The organism is Rhodococcus sp. NPDC059179 (assembly GCF_042754885.1).
In the GTDB taxonomy this organism is placed as follows: Bacteria; Actinomycetota; Actinomycetes; order Mycobacteriales; family Mycobacteriaceae; genus Rhodococcus_G.
Genome location: NZ_JBHZBV010000016.1, coordinates 45509 through 68862, shown reverse-complemented (window position 1 = coordinate 68862; position 23354 = coordinate 45509). Strand labels below are relative to the sequence as shown.

Annotated in this window: 17 protein-coding genes; 7 read left to right on the top strand and 10 right to left on the bottom strand. The window is 66.8% G+C overall.

Features of this window, described 5'->3' with window-relative positions:
• Positions 1-13 precede the first annotated feature (13 nt).
• Both ACFXMV_RS21720 and ACFXMV_RS21715 read left to right on the top strand, forming a co-directional pair.
• Entirely contained in the window at positions 14-2065 is a 2052-nt protein-coding gene (locus ACFXMV_RS21720; protein ID WP_378503521.1) for a type IV secretory system conjugative DNA transfer family protein, read from the top strand.
• Positions 2065-2610 carry a DUF4913 domain-containing protein gene (locus ACFXMV_RS21715; protein WP_378503520.1) on the top strand — a complete coding sequence of 182 codons (546 nt, stop codon included), beginning with the start codon at positions 2065-2067 and terminating at the stop codon, positions 2608-2610. Before ACFXMV_RS21720 ends, ACFXMV_RS21715 begins: the two co-directional genes overlap by 1 nt.
• Before the next feature lie 75 nt (positions 2611-2685).
• Here ACFXMV_RS21715 and ACFXMV_RS21710 read toward each other — a convergent pair whose 3' ends face one another.
• Both ACFXMV_RS21710 and mobF read right to left on the bottom strand, forming a co-directional pair.
• Complete coding sequence (locus ACFXMV_RS21710; protein ID WP_378502511.1) at positions 2686-3759, bottom strand: hypothetical protein; 1074 nt, start codon at positions 3757-3759, stop codon at positions 2686-2688.
• Between the two features lie 58 nt (positions 3760-3817).
• Positions 3818-8053 carry a MobF family relaxase gene (mobF, locus tag ACFXMV_RS21705; RefSeq protein ID WP_378612082.1) on the bottom strand — a complete coding sequence of 1412 codons (4236 nt, stop codon included), beginning with the start codon at positions 8051-8053 and terminating at the stop codon, positions 3818-3820.
• 246 nt (positions 8054-8299) lie between these two features.
• Here mobF and ACFXMV_RS21700 point away from each other — a divergent pair, with 246 nt between their 5' ends.
• Both ACFXMV_RS21700 and ACFXMV_RS21695 read left to right on the top strand, forming a co-directional pair.
• Positions 8300-8902 carry a hypothetical protein gene (locus ACFXMV_RS21700; RefSeq protein ID WP_378503592.1) on the top strand — a complete coding sequence of 201 codons (603 nt, stop codon included), beginning with the start codon at positions 8300-8302 and terminating at the stop codon, positions 8900-8902.
• Positions 8903-9020: 118 nt separating this feature from the next.
• Positions 9021-9491, top strand: coding sequence for a hypothetical protein (locus ACFXMV_RS21695; protein ID WP_378502508.1), 471 nt, complete (start codon positions 9021-9023; stop codon positions 9489-9491).
• A 4-nt stretch (positions 9492-9495) separates the two neighbouring features.
• On the opposite strand, the gene ACFXMV_RS21690 is transcribed toward ACFXMV_RS21695, so the two are convergent.
• From ACFXMV_RS21690 to ACFXMV_RS21680, 3 genes are all read right to left on the bottom strand, one after another.
• Positions 9496-10473 carry a Fic/DOC family protein gene (locus ACFXMV_RS21690; protein ID WP_378503591.1) on the bottom strand — a complete coding sequence of 326 codons (978 nt, stop codon included), beginning with the start codon at positions 10471-10473 and terminating at the stop codon, positions 9496-9498.
• A complete protein-coding gene (locus tag ACFXMV_RS21685; RefSeq protein WP_378503590.1) occupies positions 10470-10661 on the bottom strand; it encodes a hypothetical protein in 192 nt (63 codons plus the stop codon). The genes ACFXMV_RS21690 and ACFXMV_RS21685 overlap by 4 nt, the downstream gene beginning before the upstream one ends.
• Before the next feature lie 100 nt (positions 10662-10761).
• Positions 10762-19521: a helicase-related protein gene (locus ACFXMV_RS21680; RefSeq protein ID WP_378503589.1), complete on the bottom strand. Its 8760-nt coding sequence runs from the start codon at positions 19519-19521 to the stop codon at positions 10762-10764.
• Between ACFXMV_RS21680 and ACFXMV_RS21675 the strand changes: the two genes are divergently transcribed.
• Complete coding sequence (locus tag ACFXMV_RS21675) at positions 19477-19818, top strand: hypothetical protein (protein WP_378503588.1); 342 nt, start codon at positions 19477-19479, stop codon at positions 19816-19818. The genes ACFXMV_RS21680 and ACFXMV_RS21675 overlap by 45 nt on opposite strands.
• Here the strand turns inward: ACFXMV_RS21675 and ACFXMV_RS21670 are convergent.
• The 5 genes from ACFXMV_RS21670 to ACFXMV_RS21650 all read right to left on the bottom strand — a co-directional run bounded on the left by ACFXMV_RS21670 (position 19815) and on the right by ACFXMV_RS21650 (position 22211).
• Positions 19815-20471 carry a hypothetical protein gene (locus ACFXMV_RS21670; RefSeq protein WP_378503587.1) on the bottom strand — a complete coding sequence of 219 codons (657 nt, stop codon included), beginning with the start codon at positions 20469-20471 and terminating at the stop codon, positions 19815-19817. The two genes, ACFXMV_RS21675 and ACFXMV_RS21670, sit on opposite strands and share 4 nt — an antisense overlap.
• Before the next feature lie 186 nt (positions 20472-20657).
• Complete coding sequence (locus ACFXMV_RS21665; RefSeq protein WP_378503586.1) at positions 20658-20858, bottom strand: hypothetical protein; 201 nt, start codon at positions 20856-20858, stop codon at positions 20658-20660.
• Between the two features lie 74 nt (positions 20859-20932).
• Positions 20933-21568: a hypothetical protein gene (locus ACFXMV_RS21660; RefSeq protein ID WP_378503585.1), complete on the bottom strand. Its 636-nt coding sequence runs from the start codon at positions 21566-21568 to the stop codon at positions 20933-20935.
• 41 nt (positions 21569-21609) lie between these two features.
• Complete coding sequence (locus tag ACFXMV_RS21655) at positions 21610-21996, bottom strand: hypothetical protein (protein WP_378503584.1); 387 nt, start codon at positions 21994-21996, stop codon at positions 21610-21612.
• Positions 21997-22031: 35 nt separating this feature from the next.
• Positions 22032-22211, bottom strand: a complete 180-nt coding sequence (locus ACFXMV_RS21650) for a helix-turn-helix domain-containing protein (protein ID WP_378502542.1) — start codon at positions 22209-22211, stop codon at positions 22032-22034.
• Positions 22212-22397: 186 nt separating this feature from the next.
• On the opposite strand from ACFXMV_RS21650, the gene ACFXMV_RS21645 reads away from it, so the two are divergent.
• Both ACFXMV_RS21645 and ACFXMV_RS21640 read left to right on the top strand, forming a co-directional pair.
• Positions 22398-22739 carry a hypothetical protein gene (locus ACFXMV_RS21645; protein ID WP_378503583.1) on the top strand — a complete coding sequence of 114 codons (342 nt, stop codon included), beginning with the start codon at positions 22398-22400 and terminating at the stop codon, positions 22737-22739.
• Positions 22740-22893: 154 nt separating this feature from the next.
• Positions 22894-23322 carry a hypothetical protein gene (locus ACFXMV_RS21640; protein ID WP_378503582.1) on the top strand — a complete coding sequence of 143 codons (429 nt, stop codon included), beginning with the start codon at positions 22894-22896 and terminating at the stop codon, positions 23320-23322.
• Positions 23323-23354 lie beyond the last annotated feature (32 nt).

The following is a 23354-nucleotide window of genomic DNA, read 5'->3' as shown; positions in this document are numbered from 1 at the left end:
GACCATGGCTCAAATGCGACGAGACCGTCCCGGCGCCAGCTCGGACAAGGACATGATGGCCCTGGCCTGGATCGCGGTCCTCATCCCGGTGTCGTTCCTGCCGGTCATCGCCTATTACTACGGTGGCGGCGAGGATGCCGGATGGAACCCGATCGGCCTCATGCTCTCCGTCGGGATGGGCAAGCACGCCTGGCCGGGCGCTGCGACCGCAGTTCTGGTCCTGGAGCTCCTGGTTATCGCGGCGGTGGCCGGTGGGGGCTGGTGGGCACTGCGCAAGACCGGCGTGATCGACAAGCGTGACGAGAAGAAGGCCGAGCGGCGCCTCGACAAGCTCGCCTCCACGATGGCCGATCCGCGCGAGGTCGAGGAGACGAACCCTCGCGAGCAGGTGGCGACGACCGAGCGCATCGCCCCGGCGATCAGCCAGTCTCACCCTGGCCACCGCGGAATTCTGATGGGCCGCACAGTGAACGGCAACCGCGAGCTGCGGATGCCGTGGGAATGGGTCTGCGTGGCCATCGCCGGCGCCCGAATGGGTAAGTCGCAGGCCCTCGCCATTCCCGCGATCGGGTACGCACCGGGCGCCCTCATCGCAACGTCGAACAAAAAGGACATCTACACCCACACCCTGTACCTGCGGAAGCAGATGGGCCGGGTGTGGCTGTTCGACCTGCAGGGGGTCACCACCGGTAACCCGCGCGAACGCGCGACGTTCTGGTTCAACCCGCTCCGCCAGGTCTTCGACCTCCCGTCCGCAAAGGTCGTCGGCGACTACTTCGTCTCCGCCGCCACGGACGACAATGCCAAGGTCGACGCCTACTTCGACGGCAACGCCCGCGACCTGTTCGGCTCCTACATCCTTGCCGCCGCGCTGGCCGGCGGCGACATGCGGCACGTGGTCGAGTGGCTCACCAACACCCAGTCCCAGATCCCGCCCGTGATCCTCGAGCAGTTCGGCTACCCGGACCTGGCGAACACGATGCGCGGCAAGCAGCAGATCAACGCCAAGCAGCGTGACGGCTTCTACGACATGGCCCGACGGTTCCTGGCACCGCTCGACGAGCCTCGCTATGCCGACGCCGTGCTGCCGAACACTCGACTGAGGATCGGTCTCGACACCGAGGGCCAGGTCGTCTCCAGCCTGGGCCGCGAGACCCACGACCTGCCCGAGTTCGACGCCACCGAGTTCGTTCGCACCACCGACACGGTCTACGCGATGAGCAAGGAAGGTCCCGGCTCGGCATCGGCCCTGACGATGGCCTTGATCGGCTCGATCCTCGATGCGGCTCAGGACTTCGGTGCCAGCCAGCCCAGCGGCCGGATGCCGATCCCGCTGGTGGCGGTGCTCGACGAGGCGGCGAATATCTGCCGCCTCCAGCAGCTCCCCGACTGGTACTCCCACTTCGGTAGCCGCGGCATCATCCCGATCACCATCCTCCAGTCCCCGTCGCAGGGGAAAGCCGTCTGGGGCGAGACGAAGTTCGGCGCCATGCTCGACGCCTGCAACCTGATTTGGTACGGCGGCAATGTCTCTGACGAGGGCTTCATTAGCTCGCTGTCGAACGCCATCGGAGATCACCACGTGAAGGCCGAGTCACGCAGCCATGGCGCCGGCCTCCTCGGCGGGGGCGGGCAGGCATCACTGCAGCAGTCCTGGCAGAAGGAGAAGATCCTCGAGCCCAGCGACCTCAAGGCGCTACCCAAGACCCGCGCGATCGTGTCGGTCGCGGGAAGCAAGCCGCTGCTGGTCCGCAAGACGTACTGGAGCGATGCGCCGTTCGCCGATGACATTCGACGCTCTCTCGCCGAGTGCGAGCAGGACACGACGCGGGCCGAGCAGAAGGCGCTGCCGGTCGGGCTGTCCGACCGCGAGCCTGCCGCGGTGGATGAGGTGACCGGTCCGATCCCGCGGGTAGTGCCTTTCCCGCCGGTCCCTGCGCCGGTCGTTGCCGGGCCGGCGCCGCGTGACGCGGTGGTGCCCCCTCGCCCGATCGCACCTGCGGCGACGGCCGCGGGAAGAGATGACGTGTTCGAGTCCGAGTTCTTCGTGGAAGGTGGCAACTGATGGTGAACTTGGCGGGCGCCGACGACTGGAGCGGCGAAGACGAAACCGGCTATCGCAACCCGGACCTCCACGATCCGGAGGACACCAGCGACTTCGCACCCGAGGAAGCAGACGCGGAAGCCGATCCTGAGGCCGCTGGCGTGGCGGACCCGGACGACGCCGGGACAGAGGAAATTGAGCCCGCCTTCGCTGACGTGATCGGCTGGGTCGAGGGGTTCTTCCTCCCGGTCATTCGCCGCCAGATCACCGCGCAGGCTGGCTCGGGTCTGTCGTGGGACGAACGGTGGTGGCTCTACCCGGAGGTCGTAGCCCGGCTCACCGCGCTCCACTACGCGTGGGAGGAAGCACGTGCCTCCGACAAGCCGTCTGCCATGTCCTCGTGGTGGATTCACCATCTCGAGCCGCATCTGCGGGTGATCTTCGATTCCGAGAGTGGCCCCATGGCGAATGCCGACGCGGATGGCACGTTCTCCGGTTGGCCGGCGCTGCCCGGCCAACCGGTTCCGTCGGAGCTCTACGCCGTGATCGCGCCGTCCGAGGACTGACCGGCTGGTCGACGCGACGTGGCCCCGATGGCGAAATGTCATCGGGGCCACGTCATGTCAGGGTGCCTTGAGCCACTACCGTTCGGCGGTCTGCTCAACGCCACGTTCGAGCTCGGGTTCGGGCGCGAACGCGAGCTCGTTGTCTTCGTTGGGCGCTCGCTCGACGTTGAGGATCTCCTTGATGGACCGGGGGTGCCCGGAGGTCGCGGCGTGAAGGGCGCCGAGCAGCTCTTGTGTCAGTTTGGTGAGGTCGACGGGCGAGAGGTTGGGCGCGACTTCGTCGTCGCCGGCGACCGGGCCGAGTGCCTGCGCGATGCCGCGGCCCGATGTTTCGAGTAGGTCTTGTGTCCTCTGCGCGGTCGAGGGTCCGGCAGGGCGTGACGTCTGCGCGGTCGGTGACTCGGCGCTCTCCGGCCCGGGTAGGGCGCCGAGCTGGTTCTCGGACAGGTCTGCGAGTTGGTCGTACGGCGGCAATCCCTTTGACGCGACGTAGCCCATCGCCACGGCTGCCGCCGCGTCGAACATGCGCTTGTCCTGCTGCGCATCCGTCGCTGCCCTGGCCGCACCTCGCTGCGCTGCCTCGTCGGGGGTGAGTCCCTCGGATTGGTCGAGGAACTGATAGTGCCGCTGGCTGTGGTTGCGCAGGGCCTCATGGCGGGCGGCGTTGTCCTGGGCGAGACGTTCCCACCGTTGTGCGTTCGGTGACTGCTCGCCTTCGAGGTGCCGCGAGGTGGCGGCGGCCGCCAACACCTGGATCCTTGTCTGGTCGGCGGGGGAGCCCTTGAACGCGTCGAGCACTTCCCGTAGCGGCTTCGGCTGCCGCATGGGCTCGCCACTTCGCTGGCGATCGGCCACCCGGGCGAGAAACGCGGAGGTGTCGTGGACGTCCTGGCGGGCCTGGGCGCGGGCCGGTCGCGAGGGCTGTGGCCGCGGGGGCACGCCTGCAGCCCCGGGTTCGGACGGCTGCGCGTTCTGGTGGGCCAGACGGGGTTCGACGCGGGTCGTGAACCCGTCTTCGCTGGCCCAGTCCGGGAAGTCGATTGGATCCTGCGGCGTGACATTCAGGTCGGTGAAGCCCTGATCTGTGTCGGCGTCGGCTCCCCGCGTCATGTCGCGGAATCGGCGCCGCGGCGCGTTGCTCTCGGCCATGATGGTTCTCCTCGCTTCCCCCCTCGCGTGATTGCGAGGACCTGTCGGTGATCTCAGATCAGAGCTCTGGTCCGCGATCCTGGTCTCTGTTGTTCTCGTGCATCGGAACCTCGGGTGCACCCTCGTTCCGTCGGGTCCTGGGTGCGGACGGGCCTGCGCCGCGCCGGTTCTCGAGTTCGGTGTCGATCAGTGTCAGCCTCCGATCGTCCACCTTCGCGGCCCTTTCCAGGCGGGTGATGCGGTCGTTCAGTTGACCGATGGTCCGGTCGTCGGCGGTCTGCGCCCGCTTGCGCCGCGCCTGAGTCGCCCGGTTGGTCGCAGTCGATTGCTCGATGGCCGGCCAGCGGCGCACCGGCGGCGCGGCAGATTCCGCTGCCGTCAGTGCGGCACGCGCACTCTCGCGGTGTTCCGGTGTTGCCGCCGGGTCCGCGTACACGCTCTTGTACGTTGCTCGTGCCTGCCGGAGCGCGGTGATCGCCGCGGCGTCCTTCTCGACGGCGGCGACTCTGGCGTCGACTTCGGCGACGTCCGATTCACCGCGGGCCCGGTCGAGCTCGGTACGTGCCACGCCGAGCTGCTGGCGTGTATCGGTCGCCCGGCGGCGCGCGGCGAGCCGTGCGGCCTGCAGGTCACCGATGCTGTAACCGCTGTAGACGGTTACAGCGGCTGGCGCGTTCGCGGAGAGTGCCCCGAGTCGCTGCTCGTTGACCGCACGACGGTCCTCGGTTAAGTACTCCAGGGGGTTCTTCTCCGTTGCGGGTGCGTTGACGCGGATTCGTGAGAACGCGACCTCGCGGACAGTGTCCTCGAACAGTGCTCGTTTGCGGGGATCGTTTCCCGGGTCGCCCAGGCTCTTCACCCACCCGGCGTCGGTCTCGATAGCGCGGGTCGCGTAAGAGTCGACGTAGGCGTGCATCTGCTGCACGGACTGCGCCGCGTAACGCGCCAGGATCGGATCGGTCTCGGCGGCCTCGCGGGAGACGACGGGCACGGAGTATTGCGCAACGTCGTCGTTCCGCGTTCGGGGGAGCACGCCCGAGCGGGTGGCCTGGTCGAGAGCATCGGCCATCGCCTTGCCGGGGGTCTTGCGCTCGGAATCGAGCTCCCCGGCCATCCCTTGCGCCCGCATCTCGTCGGCAGCCGAGGTGAGCAGCTTGCGGGTGTCCCACCCGTACGTCTCCGACTGGGCCACGAACATGACAATCCGGTCCCAACCGCCGAACTGGTGCACCCACGAGAACGGCTTGTCCGGCAGGATCTCTCCGAGCATCTTCGCCGTCAGCTCGTCATAAAGGGCGCTCGCCGCGGCGAAGTAGGAATCCTTCAACGTGTCGAAGGACCGCGCCTTCGCGGCCTCGTCCTCGAGCATCTGGTGCACGGTGCGTTGGGAACCGTCGCGGGCGAGGATTCCCTCGAGGAGTCCGCGGGCGCCGGGGTGCGCGTCCGGGAGGTGCTCGAAGTCCCAGTCGGGAAGCTCGTCGCTCGCGGCGTAGACGATGTTCGTGTTCTTGCCTCGGGTCATCGCCACGTAGAGACTCTGCCGGTCCATGCCGGAGTCGGCGAGGACGTGGCAGGTGCCGACCGTCATGCCCTGAGACCGGTGCACAGTAGTCGCGTAGCCGAGCTGGACGTTCGCGGAGATGTAGTCGGCAGCGACCACGACGCGGCCTCCGCTGGTGCGGTTCTCGAGCCGCATCGACCCGTCGGGACCGATCTCTGTGACGGTCCACAGGTCGCCGTTCTTGACCCGGCCGGTGCGCTTGCCGCGCTTGTCCTTGGCGACGTACTTGCTGTTGTTCTTGCGGGTCACCACGACGTCGCCCACGGCCGCCACGAGGCCATCGGCGACGAGCACACCTTCGCCGGTGACGGTGCCGTTGGCGCGGTAGTAGGCCGATGCCTTGGTGTTGAGTTCGCGCACCAGGTCGTTGGTGGGCGCGACCATGAGAGTGACTTTCTCGGCTTCGACGTCGGCGACATAGGCGTCGAACACAACGTCGGGGAGGTCATGCTTCATGGCCTCACGGATGCGCTCGTTGTGGTCGTACCAGTCGAGCACGTTTGAATCACCGGAGCGGAGCTTGAGGCTCGCCGGGGCTTCACCGGGTGTCTTGAACCGGTGCACCTCTCGAAGGAAGGGCGCGAGGGTTCGTTCGGCCAGGTCCCGCAGAATACCGCCGGATTCGACGGACGCGAGCTGCTGATGGTCTCCGAGCAATCGGACGACGGCGCCGGAATCATGCGCGATGCGGGTCAGGTCGGCGAGGTCACGGGCTGACGCCATGCCTGCCTCGTCGACGAGGAGAAGATCGCCTTTTTCGATGCCGGTCGGGATCCCGACTCGAACACGCGTGAGGACGTCCGCGATGGTGCGGCCCTCGACCTCGATCTCGGCGCCGAGCACTTCGGCGGCGCGGGCGGATGGTCCGAGCGCGATGACCTTTCCGTTGGTCTGCTCCCAGGCGCGGGCGATAACCGTTGCGGCGGTGGTCTTGCCAGCACCGGCGGCGCCGACAGCGACGGCGACATGCCGTTGCGCGGTGAGGAAGTGCTCGATCATGGCGACCTGATCGGCGCCCAGTTGGTGCTTCGCCTTCTTCTCTGCCTTGGCGATCTGGCGCCGGATGACGCGCTCACTGACCGTGAGATCGTTCGTGGCGTCGGCGCGATCTCGCATGTAGGACTCAGCCGCGAGCACCTTCTCGGAGGTGTACCTCATCGTCGTGCGGTCGACGGTGTGCAGCCGCAGCAGGCCGCCCTCGATCGTCTCGGACAGCTTCTCCGGAGCTCGATAGACCTCGGTGAACACGGGGATGCAGTGGTTGCTCAGCAGCGCCTCGACCGCCGCATCCACGTGTTCGGGCACGTCGTCGTCTCCCGGGAAGCTGAACGCTCGGAGCTGGCGCTGCACCTCAGCCGTGAGGCTGTAGATCGTCCACGATCCGAACTTTCGTGAGAGATCGTCCTCGACCTGGGCGATGAGAGCAGGCATCGCCGCCGGATCGAAAGGGGGCCGATTATCGCGGCCAGTCGCCGCCTCGTCGATCACCGATCGCGGCGTTGTCTGGGGGACAAGGGCGGTCGCTCTCTCGTCCCATTCCGCTCGGAGCTCCGCCATCGTTCTCGGTGGGTTCTTCGCATTCCTGGTGTCGAGAGTCGCCTGCTGCGCTTGCGCGTACTGGATCGTCTTGGGCGGATTCTTACCGAATCGCGAGCGGTACTCTCGCGCCAGTTCCGCCTGCCGGTCCTCGATCGCCCGGCGGCGGGAGAACTCCTCGATGAGGGAAAGCGGGATCCCCTCAACCTCGTAGACAGGCTGCTTCCCGGCGGGGGTGTCTGGCCGGGGAGCGAAGGTGACTCCGAGCTTGCGGGCCACCAGGTCCGCGACGCGGGTGTTGTACCGCTCGGACGCTGCGACCGCGGCGCGGTAGAACATGCGTCCGTCGATCGTGGTCCATCGGCCCTCGGCCTTGACCCGGTTGAACACGGCGCTGTGGGTGTGAAGGTTCGGGTCGCCGGCCCGGTTGTCCCAGTGGTCGAACCGGGCAATCAGGAGACCGTCCGCCTTCACCATCCGGTGCCCACCGGCGCCCCGGCGCGTGTAGGCAACCTCGTCCTCGATCCACCTCAGTGCCTCGTCGACGGCCTGGCGGTGAGCCTCCTCGACTGCCTGCTTCGCGGCCTGGTCACCGAGACCCCACATCAGCGAGATCGACTTGGCGGGTGTGAACACCAGGTCGTACCCGGCGACCGGTTGCCGCATCTTGCGGTAGCTGTCGGAGATGAACTCTGTCACCTCGGCCTCAGTCATCAGCTCGGCCTTGTCGCCGCGCTGGCGCCGCAGATGCCGCATGGCCGTGGCCTGCTTGATCTCGTCCTTCGCTGCGGGGGAGGGGTATTCGCCGTGCTGCGCCTTGTAGGCGGTGCACCGCTCCTCGACGTCGTGGACGTACTCCTGGGAGTTGGTGAACCAGGTGAATGCGCGACCGAGCGCGGTCTGAGCCGACCACTGCATCTGCTCCGCAGTCGGTGCCAACTGGTCCGGCTTCGTGCTGAACGCAGCGGGTGTCCGTGCAGCGCCGAACACCGCACGCATCGCTTCCTCGGTGACTTCGGTCCCGACCTCGACGCCGACCTGCTCGGCCATCCGACCGTGCCAACGACCGGGAGGGGTGCCCTTCGTTGTGTAGTAGTCGACCGCGTCGGACTTCTTCGACTCAGTGGCGTCGCCGTTGGCGGTGTGCTTCGTGAGATAGACGTATCCGTCCCCAGCGGAGATCTTGTGGACGGTCATCACCCGGAACATTGTGCCAGGTAGCACCTTTAGTGCAAGAGGTGTGTGTAATTTGTTCTCTGGCCGCAGGTCAGAGAACGTTCTGTCACGTCTTCGACGGGGGTGACAGAACCGAGATGCTCGAGGGTGTTAGGTATTTGGGTGGCTGAACGTCACGAAGGTGGCCAAAGCGGTGACATGCCAAGGTGACGGCGCACCCAAGTGCGGAACCTCCCGCGAGCGCAGCGAGCCGATAGACTGCGGCCCATGTCCACCTCATCCGCCGCGGCGGCGCGTCGCTCACTCCGACTGAATCCGACGAACGTCAAGGACAACCTCAAGAAGGAGCGCGAGCGCTTCCTTGCACGGCAACGCCGCCTGGAGTCCCTCGCCGAGCCGCTGAACGAGGTCACGGCGAAGCTCGAGAAGCTCGACCATGCGCTCGCTGCTCGATCGGTGGCGGCTGAGCGCAAGGTCGAGTCCTTGGAGTCGGCCCGCGACAAGCGGATCGAGAAGATCCGAGCTGAGTACGCGGCAAAGATCGAAGCGGCCAAGGTCGATGCGCAGCAGGCGGTGGAGGATCTCCGCACCCAGCAGAGCGTTGATGAGTCGGCGCTCCTGCTCGACTACGCGAAGGCGATCGTCGAATTCACACACGAGGGATCCGCTGCCGACCTCGGCGCGGTGCTCGGTGTGTCGGCCCGCGAAGCGAAGAAGATCATCGAGCAGTCGCAGACCGACCTGGCCGCCGCCGGGATCGTGGTTCTCCCGGCGGCCGCTCCGTCGGTGGAAGATTCGGCGCCCGGCAGTGATCCGGAGACGGTAGGGGAGTCGACTGACGACGGTGCCGCGGCCGCGATCGCGTCGTGATCGTGCGGACAGGTGAGCGGTGATCGAGGAATCACCGCCAAGCCTGTTCTCCCTGGCGCCCGCTCCCGAGTCGGCTGAGGACCCGGAGGCTGTCGGGTCTCGTCGAGGCCGTCGGGTCGTGGACCCGACACTCGAACCGACTCGGGAGACCATCGCACTGTTCTGGTCGAAGGTCGTTCGTTCGCCGGCGGCGTGCTGGTACTGGGTCGGCGCGATCTCAGCGCCGGACGGATATGGCAGGTTCAACTATCAGCGCGGGAATCGTCAGCGCACAGTTCTCGCACACCGATTCTCGGTGGAACTCGTGGACGGTCTTCTCGACGAAGGTGTGGTGTGCGAGCACAAGTGCAATGAGCCGCTCTGCGTGAGAACCGGTCCGGGGCATCTTGTGCAGTCGACGTACTCCGAGAATGTGCGGTACGCGATCGCACTCGGTCGGCTCGCTGGCCGCAGCTTGCTCGATGGGCAAGGTCGGTCGCGGTATCAACGCTCTCTCGATATTCGCGAGGCGCTCAAGAACGGGTACGACGAGAACGCCCTGTTCCGAGCTAAGACTGACCCCGGCCCGGATCAAGGGATCCTGTTCTGACGGCTTAGGTCTCGTAGCCGCTGTCGCGGTCGTAGGTAACGCCGGCGGCCGTCGTCTCGACCCGTCCGTGGTCAGAGTCGCTACCGCGACCGAGGAGACTACCAACCGATCGCGGATGGCCGGGCGTGGCCGCGCTCAGTCCCTCACGGACGACACCGAACTCGACGATGGGACCAACGTCGAAGCCATCGTTCTCACGCGCACCCGGGGCCACCGTGATCGCCCGATCGAGGACGTCGCGAAGCAGAGTGGTCTCCTCGGTTTGCATGAACTCAAACCGACCCCACACGAACTGCTCCCGGAGGTCACCGACCAGCGGGGTCGCGCGCAGTCGCTCCGCTGCGACCCCCTTGAACCGCTCGGTGTCGAACTGATAGCCGGCCTCCAAGCTGAGCTGGCGGAAGAACGCGAACTGAGTTCGGGTGTTTCCCTCGCGGAACGGATGGACGTGATTGATCTGTCCGAGCGCCGTCGCGAGCTCGTCGACGAAGCGGTCGCGGCCGAGCCCACGCAGGTTGTTCTTCTCGCCGATTCGATTCAGCACCTTGGTGCCGACTCGCTCGACGTCCTTGGCCGCGAAGTAGCTGTGCGGAATTTCCGGTGGGTTCTTCGCGCCCGCCAGGTGAGCGCGGACGTTGGGTCCCATCTTGGACATGGGCCATTCCCGGGGTGCGGTCCTGATCTTGCCGGCGAACGGGTAAATGTCCTGAAAGATGTGCTCATGAAATCGGCACAGGTGCTCGAGGTCGAAGTTGCCGGGGATCGGCGTGTGGATCAGTTCCTGCATCCGCTGGTACGTCAGGATGCCCTCGACGCCCTTGAGTAACTCTTCATTGTGGGTGCCGTTTGGGAACTCTGGTGTGGTGATCTGGTTCCGTAGGACCGCGGTGCTGAGGTCGGGCATCTCGCTTCCACGCCACTGAATCGTCTCTGGGATGAAGTAGTCCACCCACTCCTGCGAGTAGTAGGGGTTCGACGTCATCGTTCGGTGCGGGATGCGACGTCACGGGCGACCGCGTCAATTACCTGTTCCCGCGTGATCTTGCCCTGCATCAGTTCGAGCAGCAGCTTCTTGTCGTGCTCGCTCATGGTGCGGTCCTCGATCTCCATGATCGGTTCCAGCTGCGCGAGATCCGCGCGGGCCTGCTCCTCGGTGATCGGGTGCGTCATTGCGTTCTCCCCCTGCGTTGTTCGGCATCGGTGGTGGGCGACGCTGCTCTCCGCCCACCACCACCAGTTCAATCTTATGGTTCTCGACTGCGGCCGCCCGCTACATCGCGCGGTCGGCTTCCTCGCCGGGCTCGAGATTGGATCCGGCCCCGAGCTGATCAGCTGTTGCTGCCTCGGTGTCGTCACCGGCTCCGAGAACGTGGGGCAGCGGGCGCACGCGTCCGGTGCCCGCGGCGGTGACGGCATCGAGCACCGACTGCTTCACCGAGTTGTCGCCGTCAGGTTCGGCGGGTGCGCTGCCGATCGGTTCGGTCGGCTCCACGATCACGCTCAGCTCGGTTCCTGTGCCGGTGGCCGCGAGCGCTTCGGCGCGCTTCATGCTGGCGGCATAGATCGCCTCGTGGCTGACGCCGTGTTCCTTGGCCATCGCTTCGAGGGTTCGGTCGACGATCCCGCGGGCGCTGCGCCGCTTGTCCTCGGCGCCGGTCTCGAATCCACCTTGCCCGTCCCACGCTTCCCACTGCCATTGGCGGCCGTGCCAGAACATGCGGCCGCCGGGCATCCCTGCGTTCGCGTCGAATCCGTAGCGCCATTCGTGCTCGGTGGCGTCGAGTGGCTTCCACGGGTTCTTGCGTTCGTTCTCGGCGCGCGGCTCGGCACCCTCGGCCCATTCTCGCCGGGCCTCGGCCATGAGATGCGGCACCTCGGCTCGCAGGGCTTCACGGGTCATGCCCTTCGACTCCGCCCATCCCTCAGTGGGGTTGAGGTCGAGCGTCCAGCCCTGGTATTGGCCTGCCGCCCTGCGACGTTCGGTGTTCTCCCGTTCCTTCTTGAGCGCCTCGGGGGAGTTCTCCCGGGAGTTGACCTCCAGCCGAAGTTCTCCGGCGTCGAGCCGGGCCTGCTCGAGGTCGTGCGCTTGATCGAAGACGAGCTCGGGTTCTGCCTTCGCCTCCTCGAGCTTGATGCGGTCGGTCTCGAGTCGACGTTCGAGGGGCTCGACCCGGCGTGAGACACCGGCGGCCTCGTTGCGGATCGTCTGGATGAATCCGCGTGCCGCGCTTTCGGTGAGCATCGCGTCGGCGACCTTCACGCCGTCCACGTAGCGATCTTGGCCCCCGATGTTGAGGATGTACTGGTCAAACAGGTGGGTGTACTCCATCGTCACGGGGACACCTGCGAGCACGACCAGAGGGAGCGCGGCGCGTTCCCTCTTCGCCACCTCCGTCACGTCGAGCAACCGCTCGCGCATCGCGGCGACAAGGTCGCCTGACTGTCCGTCGGGCACCATCGCGCCGGGGAATCCCCACATTCGTTTGTCGCGGTCCTCGATCGCAGCCCATCCGTCGAGCTTCGCCCCGATCTCGCGGAGCTCGGGAAGCCGCGCGGTCGCGGCGTCGATGTTCTTCGACAACGCGCGGATCGTTGCTCGGCGGGCGGAGTTGAAGTTAGTGACCGAGGTGCGTTTCGCTTCGAGCGTGCCGACTCGCTGGTCGGCCTCGACCTGCTGGACGAACACCGGGTCACCGGTTGCGGCTGCCTTGGTCTGCGCCCATGACAGCGACATGTCGCCGCCGACGTCCTCCATCTTCTGGGGCACGTCCTCGCGGCGGAGCTGAGCGGTGAAGCCGGACTTGCGTGCGACGTACTGGTACATCATCGCGTCGTACGACCGGCGGGCGACGACGTTGACGACGTTGACCACCTTGTGGACGTTGCCCTGGCGGATGATTCGGCCGATGCGCTGTTCCATGTCTGCGGCAGTCCACGCCGGGTCGAGGTTGACGAGCTGCTTGAGTGCCCGCTGCGCGTTGAGCCCGGTTCCGCCCTTCTTGGTCGACGTCAGCAGCACTCGCACTCGTCCGTCTCGGCACGCCTCGATCAGTTTCGCTTTGGCCTTGGGGGAGTTGTGGTCGTGCATGAATGCGATCTCTTCGGGCTTCATGCCGCGCAGGACCAGGGCGTCGCGGAGCTCGGTGTAGACGTTGCTGGCGCGGGGGCCGTCTGCGATCTTCGGGGTGCCGCGGTCGCAGAACACGAGTTGGAATGCTCCGGTCATGTCCGGGCCGTGCTTGTCCGCCGGAATGGCGAGATCCGCGTTGTCGGCGTAGCACTGCCAGATCGCGTCCGCGGCGTGCTCGACTCGCGAGTGCTCCGGAGGCGGCGAAGGTAGCCCCGCGAGACGTGGATGCATCGTCACATTGCGGCCGTCGGTGGCGATCTTGAGCGAGTTGTCCAGGTGCATCGTGTTGCCGCTGAGGTTCGCGAGCCGCTCGTCCAGGTCCGCCATGAAGTCCAGGGTGTCCTGGCTCATGTCGAACTCCAGGGTCTGAGGTACGCCGCCGTCCATCTCGGGGAGGGTGACCGGGATCTGGTCTGCGGTCACGACGTCGCGGAACTGGTTGAGCATCGCCACGAGCTGCCGGACGTTGGCGTACTCGGCCATGCGGGTGACCATCCGCAGCTTGGTGCCGGTGATGTTCATTTCGGCCGCGGTGACCGGCTTGGCGAATGTGCCGGCCCAGTTGTCGATGCGACCGAGACCGGCCTTGGTGAGCAGGTCTGGGCGCAGGAACTTGGTCATGACCCAGATTTCCGACAGCGAGTTGCTGATCGGGGTGCCGGTCGCAAACGCCATCGCCTTGGCCGGTGCATAGGGCCGGCCCTCAGCGGTGTTGCGGTCCTGAGCATTCTTGCGCAGGTAGCGCGCCTTCATCTCCAAATCCGATGCGCGGGTAGAGCCGTCTGCGACAGCCAAGTCCGCGCTGTTCGACGGCCGTGTGAGGTTTTTGTAGTCGTGGGCCTCGTCGATGAAAAGGAAGTCGCACCCGGACTGTTCAAAGGACAGACCGGCGTCGCTGGATTTGCCGCCCACGATGCCCTCGATGCGGCTCTTCGCGGTTTTGAGCGCCCTCTCGATCTGCTTGACCGAGAACTCGGATCCGCTGTTGTTTGCTGCCTCGAGTGCTTGGTGTAGCTCGGAGATCTCGTTCTCGAGGTACTCGATCTGGGCCTCTCGCTTCATGCCGATCAGCCCGAACACGCTCTGGGGGACGATCACCATGTCCCAGTCACCGACGGCGGTCTGACCGATGAATCGCTGCCGGTCCTCGACGCCGTCGAGTTCGGACGCGACGAGGATCTTCGCGTTCGGGTATGCGTCCCGGGCCTCGATGGACCATTGGGAGAGCAGGTGGTTCGGTACCACCACCCAGGGTTGGCGGACCTGGCCGAGCCGCTTGGCCTCCATGCACGAGATCGTGATCGTGTAGGTCTTCCCAGATCCGACGACGTGGTCGAGCAGGATCGTCTCGTCGTGCAGGAACCGGTGAACGGCGCTGCCCTGGTAGCTGTATGGCGTGATCTTCGGGTTGAGTCCGGGGTACTGCTTGTGGCTGGCGTCGTGGCGCGGCTGCGCGTACGAGTTGTGCAGCTCGTTGTAGGTCTTTGCCAGCGTCAGGTACCGGTCCCCGTCGGACCACAGCCACTGCTCGAAACGCTCCTGCAGCTCGTCCGCCGCGGCCCGGGCCTGCTGGGAGAGCTTCGGATGGAACCGCGGCTTCGGTGCCGATAGCATCTCATCCTGCGTCTTGGGGACCTGGATGGCCTTGTTGTTGGCGACCAGGTTGAACATCTCCACACCGGAAAGCCGTCCGGTGCCGTACTTGTCGACGTAGCCGCGGGCCGGCGAGGCGTGCTGATTGTGCTGCTCGGTGGCGATGTTCCAGTTGCCGCTGACCTTGTCGAGTTCGACCGTGAGCCGGTCGGGGTTGAGCCCGAACTCCTCGATCAGGAACTGGCGGTAGGTCTCGACCGGGATCCATGTCGCACCGGGACGGACCCCGATCTCTGCGGGGTCGAGGTCCGGCGGGATGACCGCCTCGAGTGCCTCGACCACGGCCGAGTAGCGGGCCGGGTTGTCGGCGGCGACCATCCGCGCCCGGGCCAGCTTCTCGCGGGTGTGGCCGGCGAGGGCGACTTCGGCGATCTCCCATTCACTTTCGTGGTGGAGCGACGGGTAGATGCGACCCATCGCCTGCTCGATCGTCTCCTCGACGGAGCGGCCCAGGAGTTCGGCCATCCGCTCGGGTGAGACGTGCCCGAGCTCGTCGAAGCTGATCGCGATCGCCTCGTCGACGCTGTCGGCTCGCTCGGCGAGCACCTTCGCGGCGGTGGTGTCCTCGGTGAAGATCGGGGACTTCTTCGCCACGGCGTCGGTGCCGTCGAACCGGGACGAGAACTCTTCGATCCCCAGGACCATGCCCACTCGCGGGTCACGGGCGATCGCGCCGGTGAGGTGGGTCTGGTTCTTGCGCGGCTGGGGCTGCTCCGCAGCCTTCTCCTGCATCATCTCCAGCAGGTCCGGCGGGATGCTGCCCTGGTACGGGGTGGCATCTTCCGGGTCGAGACCCTCGTCGGCGGCCTCCTGCTGCCCAACCTTGATCCGCCACTTCTCGATTGCCTTGTCGAGACGTTCGGCGATCTGCTCGTCGGTGCGCGGCGCCGGATCGGAGAGCGTGAACCGGTTCAGCGGTCCCCAGCGCCGCAGGTAGTCGTCGTAGAGGCGGTTGAGGCGGCCGCGCAGTTCGTCGCGGTCAGCTCGGGTCGAGCGCGGGGAGCGACTGGCTTCGGTGAGATCCATCAGGGTCTCGCCGAGTGCGGTCATCGCCTTCCACTGCTCGATCTTGTCCTTGCCCCTGCAGGTGACCGTGGCCCAGCCTCGACCGATTCTGAACTGCTCGAATCCGCCGCTGACTTCGTTGAACCTCATGACGCCCGGCTCGACGTCGATGCGGTCGAGGGTCTCGCCGTTGTGCAGGCCGGCGACCGCGTACTCCGCGGCGACGGCCGGCGCCGGTGCCACGGCGACGAACGTCAGGCCGCGCTCGGTGGCCTGGTCGATGATCGGGTCGAGCTGCTCGCGTAGCTGGGCGGACAGGGGTGCGCCCTCGTGTGGCGAGACGATCAGGTTGGAGCCGCCGTTGGCTCCGTTGCCGACACTCAGTGCACCGAGCACGTTTTCGTGGCGGCGGTTGAAGTAGTCGTTGAGCCAGTACGACGTGGGCTGTCCGGTCTGGTGGTTCTTGACCGTGACCTCTTCGACGGGGCTGGCCCATTGGTCGGTCTCGGCGGTGGGCTTGTGGCCGTCGGGGCGCCGCCGGAACACGAGCACGTCGGTGACCACGTGCGTCTTGGCCTGCCGGTCGAATGCACCGGTGGGCAGGCGCACCGCGCCGACTAGGTCGCCAAGCTCTGCGATCGCCTTGCGGGCGTCGGCCCGCTTGGCGTCGGAGGTGTACGCGGAGGTCACCACCGCGACATAGCCGCCCGGCGCGGTCAGCGCGAGCGACTTGATGATGAAGTGGTTGTGCAGCGAATGCCCGCCGGCGTTGTGGATGGGGTCGTAGACGCCCTCCTTACCGAACGGGACATTGCCGATCGCACCGGTGAAGGTCTCGTCCGGGGCGAAGCTCCGCTCGAACCCGTGGTTACGGATGCTCGCCGACGGGTACAGGTGGTGGGCGATCTGGGCGCTGATCGGCTCGATCTCGACGCCGACCATCTTCACCGAGTCGGGGGCGGTGCCGACGAAGTGGCCTGAGCCGCAGCCCGGTTCGAGCATGAGTGCGCCGTCGGGCATTCCGGCCCGGCGCACGGCGCGCCATAGCTCGTGCACGATCGCCGGGTCGGTGTAGTGGGCGTTGAGGGTCGTCTCGCGGGCCTGCGCGTAGCCTCGCTCGCTGAGCAGTCCCCGCAGCTCGTCCTGCTCGGTGTGCCACACCTCGCGGAAGCGGGTGCGGGTGTCGAACACCTCCGGGACTGCGCCCCAGCCGGACCACTGCGCCAGGATCGCCTGCTCTGCCTCAGTCGCCGGCCGTTGCTGCCCGTCGAGGTCGAGGACCAGGCGGGCCGCGTCGATGTTGGCGCGGACCCTTGCCTTCGCCCCGGACGGCACCAGGACCTCGGTGCCGAGCTGGAAGTCGGTGCCGGGTACCGACGGCGCGGCCGCGAGCTGCGGCTCCGGCTCGTCCAGCTCAGGTTCGGCCGCGGCGGCCGGGAGGTCGAGGTCGGTCTCGACGGCCGGGGCCGTCGTTGGGGGTTCCGGTTGCGACGGGGACCACCCGGCGTAGCGGTCGGCGGTGGCGGGGGAGACCCACACCTCGCCGCCGCTCTCCTTGCGGGCCTTGACCAGGCCGCCGGTCCGCCACAGCGGACTGGTGATCGGTTCGCCGTGCTCGTGCTCCGGGACGTAGAGCACCGACTCCCGCACGGCGTCCGGTCGCGCTGACGGTTCGTGTGCCTCGGCCTCTGCGTCGGTGTCGTCCTGCTCGAGCAGTGCGGCGGGGACCGGCTCGTAGACGATTGCACCGGTCTCGGTGTAGGCCGGGCGGACCGGTGTTGCGGGGCCCGGCTTTTCGCCCTCCTCGTCGAGGCCAGCCGGTCCGTCGGCCTCGGGTCCTCCCTCGACGCCGGGTGTCTCGACCGGCGCCACGGCACTGTCCGAGGCGAGGTTGCGCACAGGCCAGTAGCCCGCGTCGGCCGCTCGCTTGCGGGGCAGGATCGTGCGGGCCTCGTCGATGGCTTGGCGCCAGGTGGTGATGCCTGCGTATGCCTGGCCGTCGAGGGTGATGGGCGCATCGTCGTTGAACGAGAACCGTCGAACGATCTCAATGTTGGTTCCGTCGTAGTCGCCGACGAACACATGCCCGTTGACGAAGATCGTGACGTCGTCGGTGTCGAACGTGGGCTGCCCCTTGCCGTGGCGCAGCTCGTTGAGGCTCTGGGGATCGGTCTCGAACTGCATCACCCAGTCCAGGTCGTAGCCCACCGATTCGAGCTGGGCGACATCGTCGGCCATCGTTCGACGCAGGTCGGCGACGATCGAGGCACGGGCCTCCCGAACGATCGCGGAACCTATCGCGTTGAAGTCGCTTCCACGCTCCCAGAGCGGGTCGCTGTGGGCGGCCAGGTGGTAGAGCTCGTGGCCTTTCGCGTAAAGGGCGGCGGTGGAGGTCACTCGCTCGTAGGCATCCGCTGCAGGGCGGTAGGTGCGTTCGATCCACTCGGGGACCGGGAGGCCGGCCCCGTCGAGGAGTTGTCCGAGTGCGATCCGGTGGTCTCGGCCGCAGGTGAGGCCCTTGCCTTCCCCACTGGTGTCGTAGTGCCAGCCGCGGGAGTTGTGGTTGATCCTGGTGTTCGGTCGAGTCTTGGTACTCAGACCGGATCGGAAGTCGTTGCGCCACTCGAAGACCTCATGCGCCCAGCTTTGCTGGCCGGCATGCATCTCGTCGGCCAGGCGCGGATAGATGGTGTGCCGGATCTCGGCCGCAAGACGTTCGTGAGGAATGTCCGAGGTGGCCTCGACCAGGTCGGGGCGCTCCGCGGCCATGACCTCGAACGCGGTCTGGATGCCCGTGTCGACCCACTCGGGCATGGCGATTCCGCCCGACCGATCGAGCCACACCGCGACCAGCGGCTCCCGGAGCAGATGCGCCGTCATCCACTGCCCCCAGTCGGCGGCCGTGGACTCGCTCCAGGTCAGATCGCTACGGTGTGCCTGCTCCCATGCCTGTGCGGCGGCCTCGCCAACGTGGTCGGGGAACCGTGACGAGTTGTGCTTCAGGATCAGCTGCGCTGCCGCCTGGCGGGTAGGTGATCCGGACTCGCCTAGCTCGGCGATCACCTCGCGGGTGACCTCAACGAATGGGAGGTGATACGTCAGGGTTTCGGCGTGGCGACCGCCGACGGCTTCGACCACCCTTGGGTCGACAGCGGCCGCCGCGTAGAGGTTGGCTCGATCCTCGGCTGTTGCCTCGGCCCGCGCAGCGCCAGCTCCGTCCCACCACTGCTGGTACAGCGCCTCGCGCGCCCTGACGCCCTTGACGCGGGCCAGCGCCGCCGCGAAGCCGGGGTCTGCGTCCGGGTCCGGCAGGTCGAGCGGGGTCGCCGGATCGAACAGGTCCCGTGCGCGTCGGGTCCAGTCGTCGACCTCGGGGATCATGCCCAGGTCGAGGGCTTCTTGCACTGCGTCGAGCTGCTCGGCACGTGCATCGACCTCGAGCAGTTCCGCATCCTCGAGGCTCAGCTCGTCGCCCCCGTCGACCTCGAGTTCGGGGGTGGCGCCGAGAAACTCGGCTGCGGCGTGCTGTGCGGTCTCGAGGTACGGCTCGCCGACTTCGCGTTCATCGGCGTCGCGGGCGGCGATCACCGTGTCGGTGATCGCGGTGGTGGTCGGGTTCTGCACCGGCTCGGTGCGGCGTGCTTCCCAGTACGCTTCGGCCCCACGTCGTCCCAGTTCGTGCCAGCGGCTCGGGTCGAGCAGGATCACCCGGCACGCCGTGAACATCTCGTCGGTGAGCGATTGGCGATCGGTCATCAGGTCGGCCAGTGCGACCTGTGCCTTGCTCTTGAAATGTCCTTCGGCCCAGGCGAGGAACTGGGTCGCGTTGTTGGCCTTGGATTGGGCGTGCTGGTCCGCGGCGGTGTCCGGCGCCGCGAGCGCCCGCATGATGCGGGCCTCGACCTCGGCGGCGGGATCTGCAACAGGCGTGGCCACGAGGTCGGCAGCGGGATGATCCGGGGCGAGCTGTGGTGCCTCAGCCTCGGCGGCTGGAGGTGCGTCCGGTGCGGCGGCCGCCGCGACCAACAGAGGGCCGCGTGGCCGGTCCCTGAACTGCACCTCTTTGAAGTTTCCAGCGAGGATGCTCGAAATCAGGTCGTGCGCTTCACCCTTGGTGATGGTGATGTCGACCGGGAACGGCTTCTCCACCTCGCGGGAGAGTTCTTCGAGCTTGCGGACCTGGGCGGGGCTGATCGGGTGGCTGCGCCATCCGGCTTCGGGGTGCCGGTCGGCGCCGGCCACCTGCTGAACGACCTCTCGCGGGATCGCGCGCGGGTCAATGCCGAGTGCCTGCACCTGGTTTCGCAGCTCGCCCTCGCGGGGCGCGGCGGTGCGCCACTCGTCGCGTACCCGGGCCAATGCTGCGGAGACGGTCGCGACGTTCTCGCGGTTCGCCTCAACACCGCCGGTCAGCCCGCGGGTCGCGGCTGTATCGAGGGCGCGCTGCGCCGCCTCCAGCTTCCTGGCGAGGTTCTTGCCGCGCCGCTCGACGTCGTCGAGCGCGGTGCGGGCGCGCGCCCACTGGTCCTGAGCGTCTAGAACGGCATGTTCGGGTCTGCTGGCGGGTTGGCCTGCATCTCGGCGGCGATCATCGCCTCCAGCTCGTCCGCGACCGGATCGAACGCGGTCATAGGCACCTGCTGGTTGTCCTCGATCCGCTGCGCCACCAGCGCCTGCGCCAGGCTCCGGAACCATCCGGGCTTCTCCAGCCACACCCGCTCGACGATCCGTGTCGCGACCGGCCGCGGCCGCACGTTCAGCGTCTTCCACCGGTCCGGGTCGTGCGCCTGACGGGCGGTCTCCCAGCTCTGTTCGATCTCGTTCTGCGCCCACTGATCGAATTCCGCTCGGCGTGCTGCGATCTCCGGGGTCACCTGCGTGTAGAGCTCCTCTGTCAGCACCATCTCCCGCGCCGCTCGCCACGCGGTCGCCTTCGCGACCATCGTCGAGTCGTAGTTCGGCCTCTCGCCCGGATTCCGCTGCTGCCACTCCTCGATCGCCTGCGTCTCGAACGCCGGGCTCGCGTCCTCGGTCAGCTGCTGAAGCCTCAGCGCCTCCCGGTCGATCAGCTGCTGCGCGTCCTCCACTGTCGCTTCCGCGCCCACCGCCAGCCACTCGGTCAGAATCCGACGCGTCTCGTCGGCGATCATCAGGTCGATCCCCTCGATCTGCTCCCCGTCCAGCGGATCCATTGCTGCCTCCCTCGTTGAAATCGAACGCGCCCTGATCGACGTTCTCGCCTGCCACACGACCTCCCTCGACTGCGCCCGAATCGGGCGTAGTTCCCCCCAAGACGGGAACGTATTCCGAGGAACATCCTACTACAGGCAACCACAAAAACTATGCTTGACCTGCGATTATGCCATTTCTCACCATGCTCAGCGGTAGGTGTTCACCGGCCGCGGACGCGCCACCGCAACGCACAGCATCAGCAGCAGCGGAACGATGAAAAGGCCACCGAAACCGGCCACCACAGCCCTCCCGGCGCGGCGGTGGCGGCGATACGAGCGGCTCGCGCAGTAGTACGCACCGAACAGCGACAAGAGATTGAAGACCGCGAAAGCGACCAGCGCAAACATCTCGGCGGCCTCCTGTCAGGCGGGTGTTAGGGGTATCGGTTGGTGACTACGCGGCTCGAGGCCACGGCACGCCTTCATTCAGCACCCGGCAGATATGGTCGGGCAAGGCGCTGATGTTCGGTCAACTTGGCCACGCTGAACACCAGGTCCGGATGCTCGTCCGCCATTGTGAGGGCGGCCAGTGCGTATGGTCCGGGGGTCGATTCCAGGGCAGGCAATGCTTCGTCGAGCTGGATTTCCCACAGGTCCAACTTGGGCAGCATTGCGGTCGTGAGGCCGCGCCGCCGCATGATTTCACCTCTCAGCTGCTGCTTGTCGGCCTCATGCTCGGCGGCGCGGTCGCGGCCGACGATCTCGTCGAGGTCGTGCAATAGCGACAGCGCCACCCACGCCGCGAGGTGACTCTCGTACGGCGACAGGCGATCGACCGCGCCGGGCGCTGGCAGGCGTCGCGGCGGTACGTTGCCAGCCATGCGGTCCGCGTTCGAGAGTGCGGACTCGAACGGTTCCGCCGCATCATTGAGGGCCAGTTGCACGTCCGAAAGGGCGTCGATCACCTCGATTCGTGCTGCCCGGTCGGCTGCACTGAGTTGATCGTCAGGCAACTGGCCATACGCCTCGGCCAATGCCTGGAGGGTGCGCCCAAGCGCCTTCAAACGCTCGTTGGCCTCATGTACACCCTTGGCCAATGAGCCGGAGTCCTCACTCACGCCGTCCTCCTTGTCCCATCACGGTCTCCTTACTGGTCAGGCTAGGCAACGATCAGAGTGATCAATAGCCAGATTGTGCGGGCGGTTCCAGTGTGGTCACCCAAGTCGATCGGCCAAGTGGCGACCGTAGTCCAACGGTCTGACGTCTTCTCCATTGCGCGCACGAACACTCCAGCGGGCACGTGCACGACGGAGAACATCAGGTCGCAGCCACCGCCGTAGTGCCACACCAGGTCTCCGTCGTCGAGGGTGATGTTGCCCTCGATCCCGTCGACTTCGGCGTGCGGGTCGGTGCGGGCGCGGTAGTCGCGTGCGACCGCCGCCAGCGCCGCGCGGTGCCGCTCGCTCATCGGGCAATGCACCGCGACGGGCAGCGCCCGGGGGAGTGTCACGTCCTCGCGTTCGATTACCTGCTTGACCTGGATCATGTGAATCCCGCTCTCGGGAACTTCTCTGCTCACGCTCACACTTCGAAAAGGCTGTACTGCTCGCGGGCGGCGCGTTCGTCGGCGTCGCGGCGGTACTGGTCCGCCATCCTGCGGACCGTCGACTCGCTGCACCCGAGTTCGGCTGCAGCCTCCGCGATCGAGCCGCGGCGCTCGGCGGCGTCGAACGCCGCGCGGTGAAGTTCCTGGTCGGCCATGACCCTCCTGCAGAGTTTGAACGTTGAAACCGTGGAACAACTCCACGTCAGTCAGATTATATCTAGATACCTATCTATCTACAAGACCGAAAGTTCGAATCGGCCGGCGAATGGGAACCGGCGTGCGGTGCTCCTACAGTCGCGAGCAGGGAACAGAGCGTTGGGTGAGAATTGAGGGGAGCTGGGATGCCGGATACAACGCGCAAGGCGGTTCGACAGAAGCTCATCCAGACCGTCGTGCTGGAGAAGATCGAGCGCGAACACCTGTCGGTGGACACCGCCCAGGTGCGCAACTCGCTGCGGAAGATCCGCGGCCACGTCCAGGGAAAGACCATGTTGGACTGCGTCGCCCGGTGGGAGCAGCTGATCCAGAGCGATGACCTCGACCTCATTCGCAGCGTCGTTCTTGCGCCCGATGAGATCGGTGCGGAGATGAGGAACCTCTCGCCATTGACGTCGCTGCTGACGGAGCAGGAGCGACTGAGCGTCCTCGAGACGGTTCGCCAGCGGCGGCCCACTCTGGAGTAGTCGGGCGGGCCTAGCGCACCGGCCACCACCGCGTGGCGGCTCGCTAGGTGATGCGGGCCGTCCGGGTCGGCCGCTAGGGTGTTTCGCGGACGTCGGGGAGGCGTCTCGACATGATCGTCCAGGGGACGAGAAGTCAGGGGAGGGAAGAAGTCACATGGCACAGCCCATTAAGGCCACGGTCTCTGAGGATGCCCAGGAATCGAACTACGTCCGCCTCAGCGCCGCCGAGACTGACACTCAGCAGCCGTGGAAGTTCAACCTGATGGCTCCGCCGACTCAGTGGAACCTCGATACGGCCGACCAGGCACTCGTCAATCACGGCTACCGCCGCACGGACCAGTGGACTTACAGCACGGACGGTGACCGGTCCTGGTCGGCGACGGTAGAGAAGGTCGGCCAGCAAACGGTCAGCACGAGCGGCTGGGGCGCCCACACCAGCGCGTTGCAGGCGGCGACCGCTGGGCACGCGCGGCCGGTGGGTCGGATGCTTGGCAACTCCAGCGGGGCCGGCAGCGAGACGCCGGCTCATACGCAGCCCGCCCCGGCGATTACACACGACCGCGGCGCGGGCTACGAGATCTGATCCGCGGAGCCTTCCCTCGCGTACTCAACATG

Coding starts and splice junctions, on each gene's coding strand:
- ACFXMV_RS21655 (WP_378503584.1), bottom strand. CDS start 21,996: ATGATCCAGGTCAAGCAGGTAATCGAACGCGAGGACGTGACACTCCCC.
- mobF (WP_378612082.1), bottom strand. CDS start 8,053: ATGACCGTCCACAAGATCTCCGCTGGGGACGGATACGTCTATCTCACG.
- ACFXMV_RS21670 (WP_378503587.1), bottom strand. CDS start 20,471: ATGGATCCGCTGGACGGGGAGCAGATCGAGGGGATCGACCTGATGATC.
- ACFXMV_RS21645 (WP_378503583.1), top strand. CDS start 22,398: ATGCCGGATACAACGCGCAAGGCGGTTCGACAGAAGCTCATCCAGACC.
- ACFXMV_RS21640 (WP_378503582.1), top strand. CDS start 22,894: ATGGCACAGCCCATTAAGGCCACGGTCTCTGAGGATGCCCAGGAATCG.
- ACFXMV_RS21710 (WP_378502511.1), bottom strand. CDS start 3,759: ATGGCCGAGAGCAACGCGCCGCGGCGCCGATTCCGCGACATGACGCGG.
- ACFXMV_RS21650 (WP_378502542.1), bottom strand. CDS start 22,211: ATGGCCGACCAGGAACTTCACCGCGCGGCGTTCGACGCCGCCGAGCGC.
- ACFXMV_RS21700 (WP_378503592.1), top strand. CDS start 8,300: ATGTCCACCTCATCCGCCGCGGCGGCGCGTCGCTCACTCCGACTGAAT.
- ACFXMV_RS21685 (WP_378503590.1), bottom strand. CDS start 10,661: ATGACGCACCCGATCACCGAGGAGCAGGCCCGCGCGGATCTCGCGCAG.
- ACFXMV_RS21690 (WP_378503591.1), bottom strand. CDS start 10,473: ATGACGTCGAACCCCTACTACTCGCAGGAGTGGGTGGACTACTTCATC.
- ACFXMV_RS21665 (WP_378503586.1), bottom strand. CDS start 20,858: ATGTTTGCGCTGGTCGCTTTCGCGGTCTTCAATCTCTTGTCGCTGTTC.
- ACFXMV_RS21720 (WP_378503521.1), top strand. CDS start 14: ATGCGACGAGACCGTCCCGGCGCCAGCTCGGACAAGGACATGATGGCC.
- ACFXMV_RS21715 (WP_378503520.1), top strand. CDS start 2,065: ATGGTGAACTTGGCGGGCGCCGACGACTGGAGCGGCGAAGACGAAACC.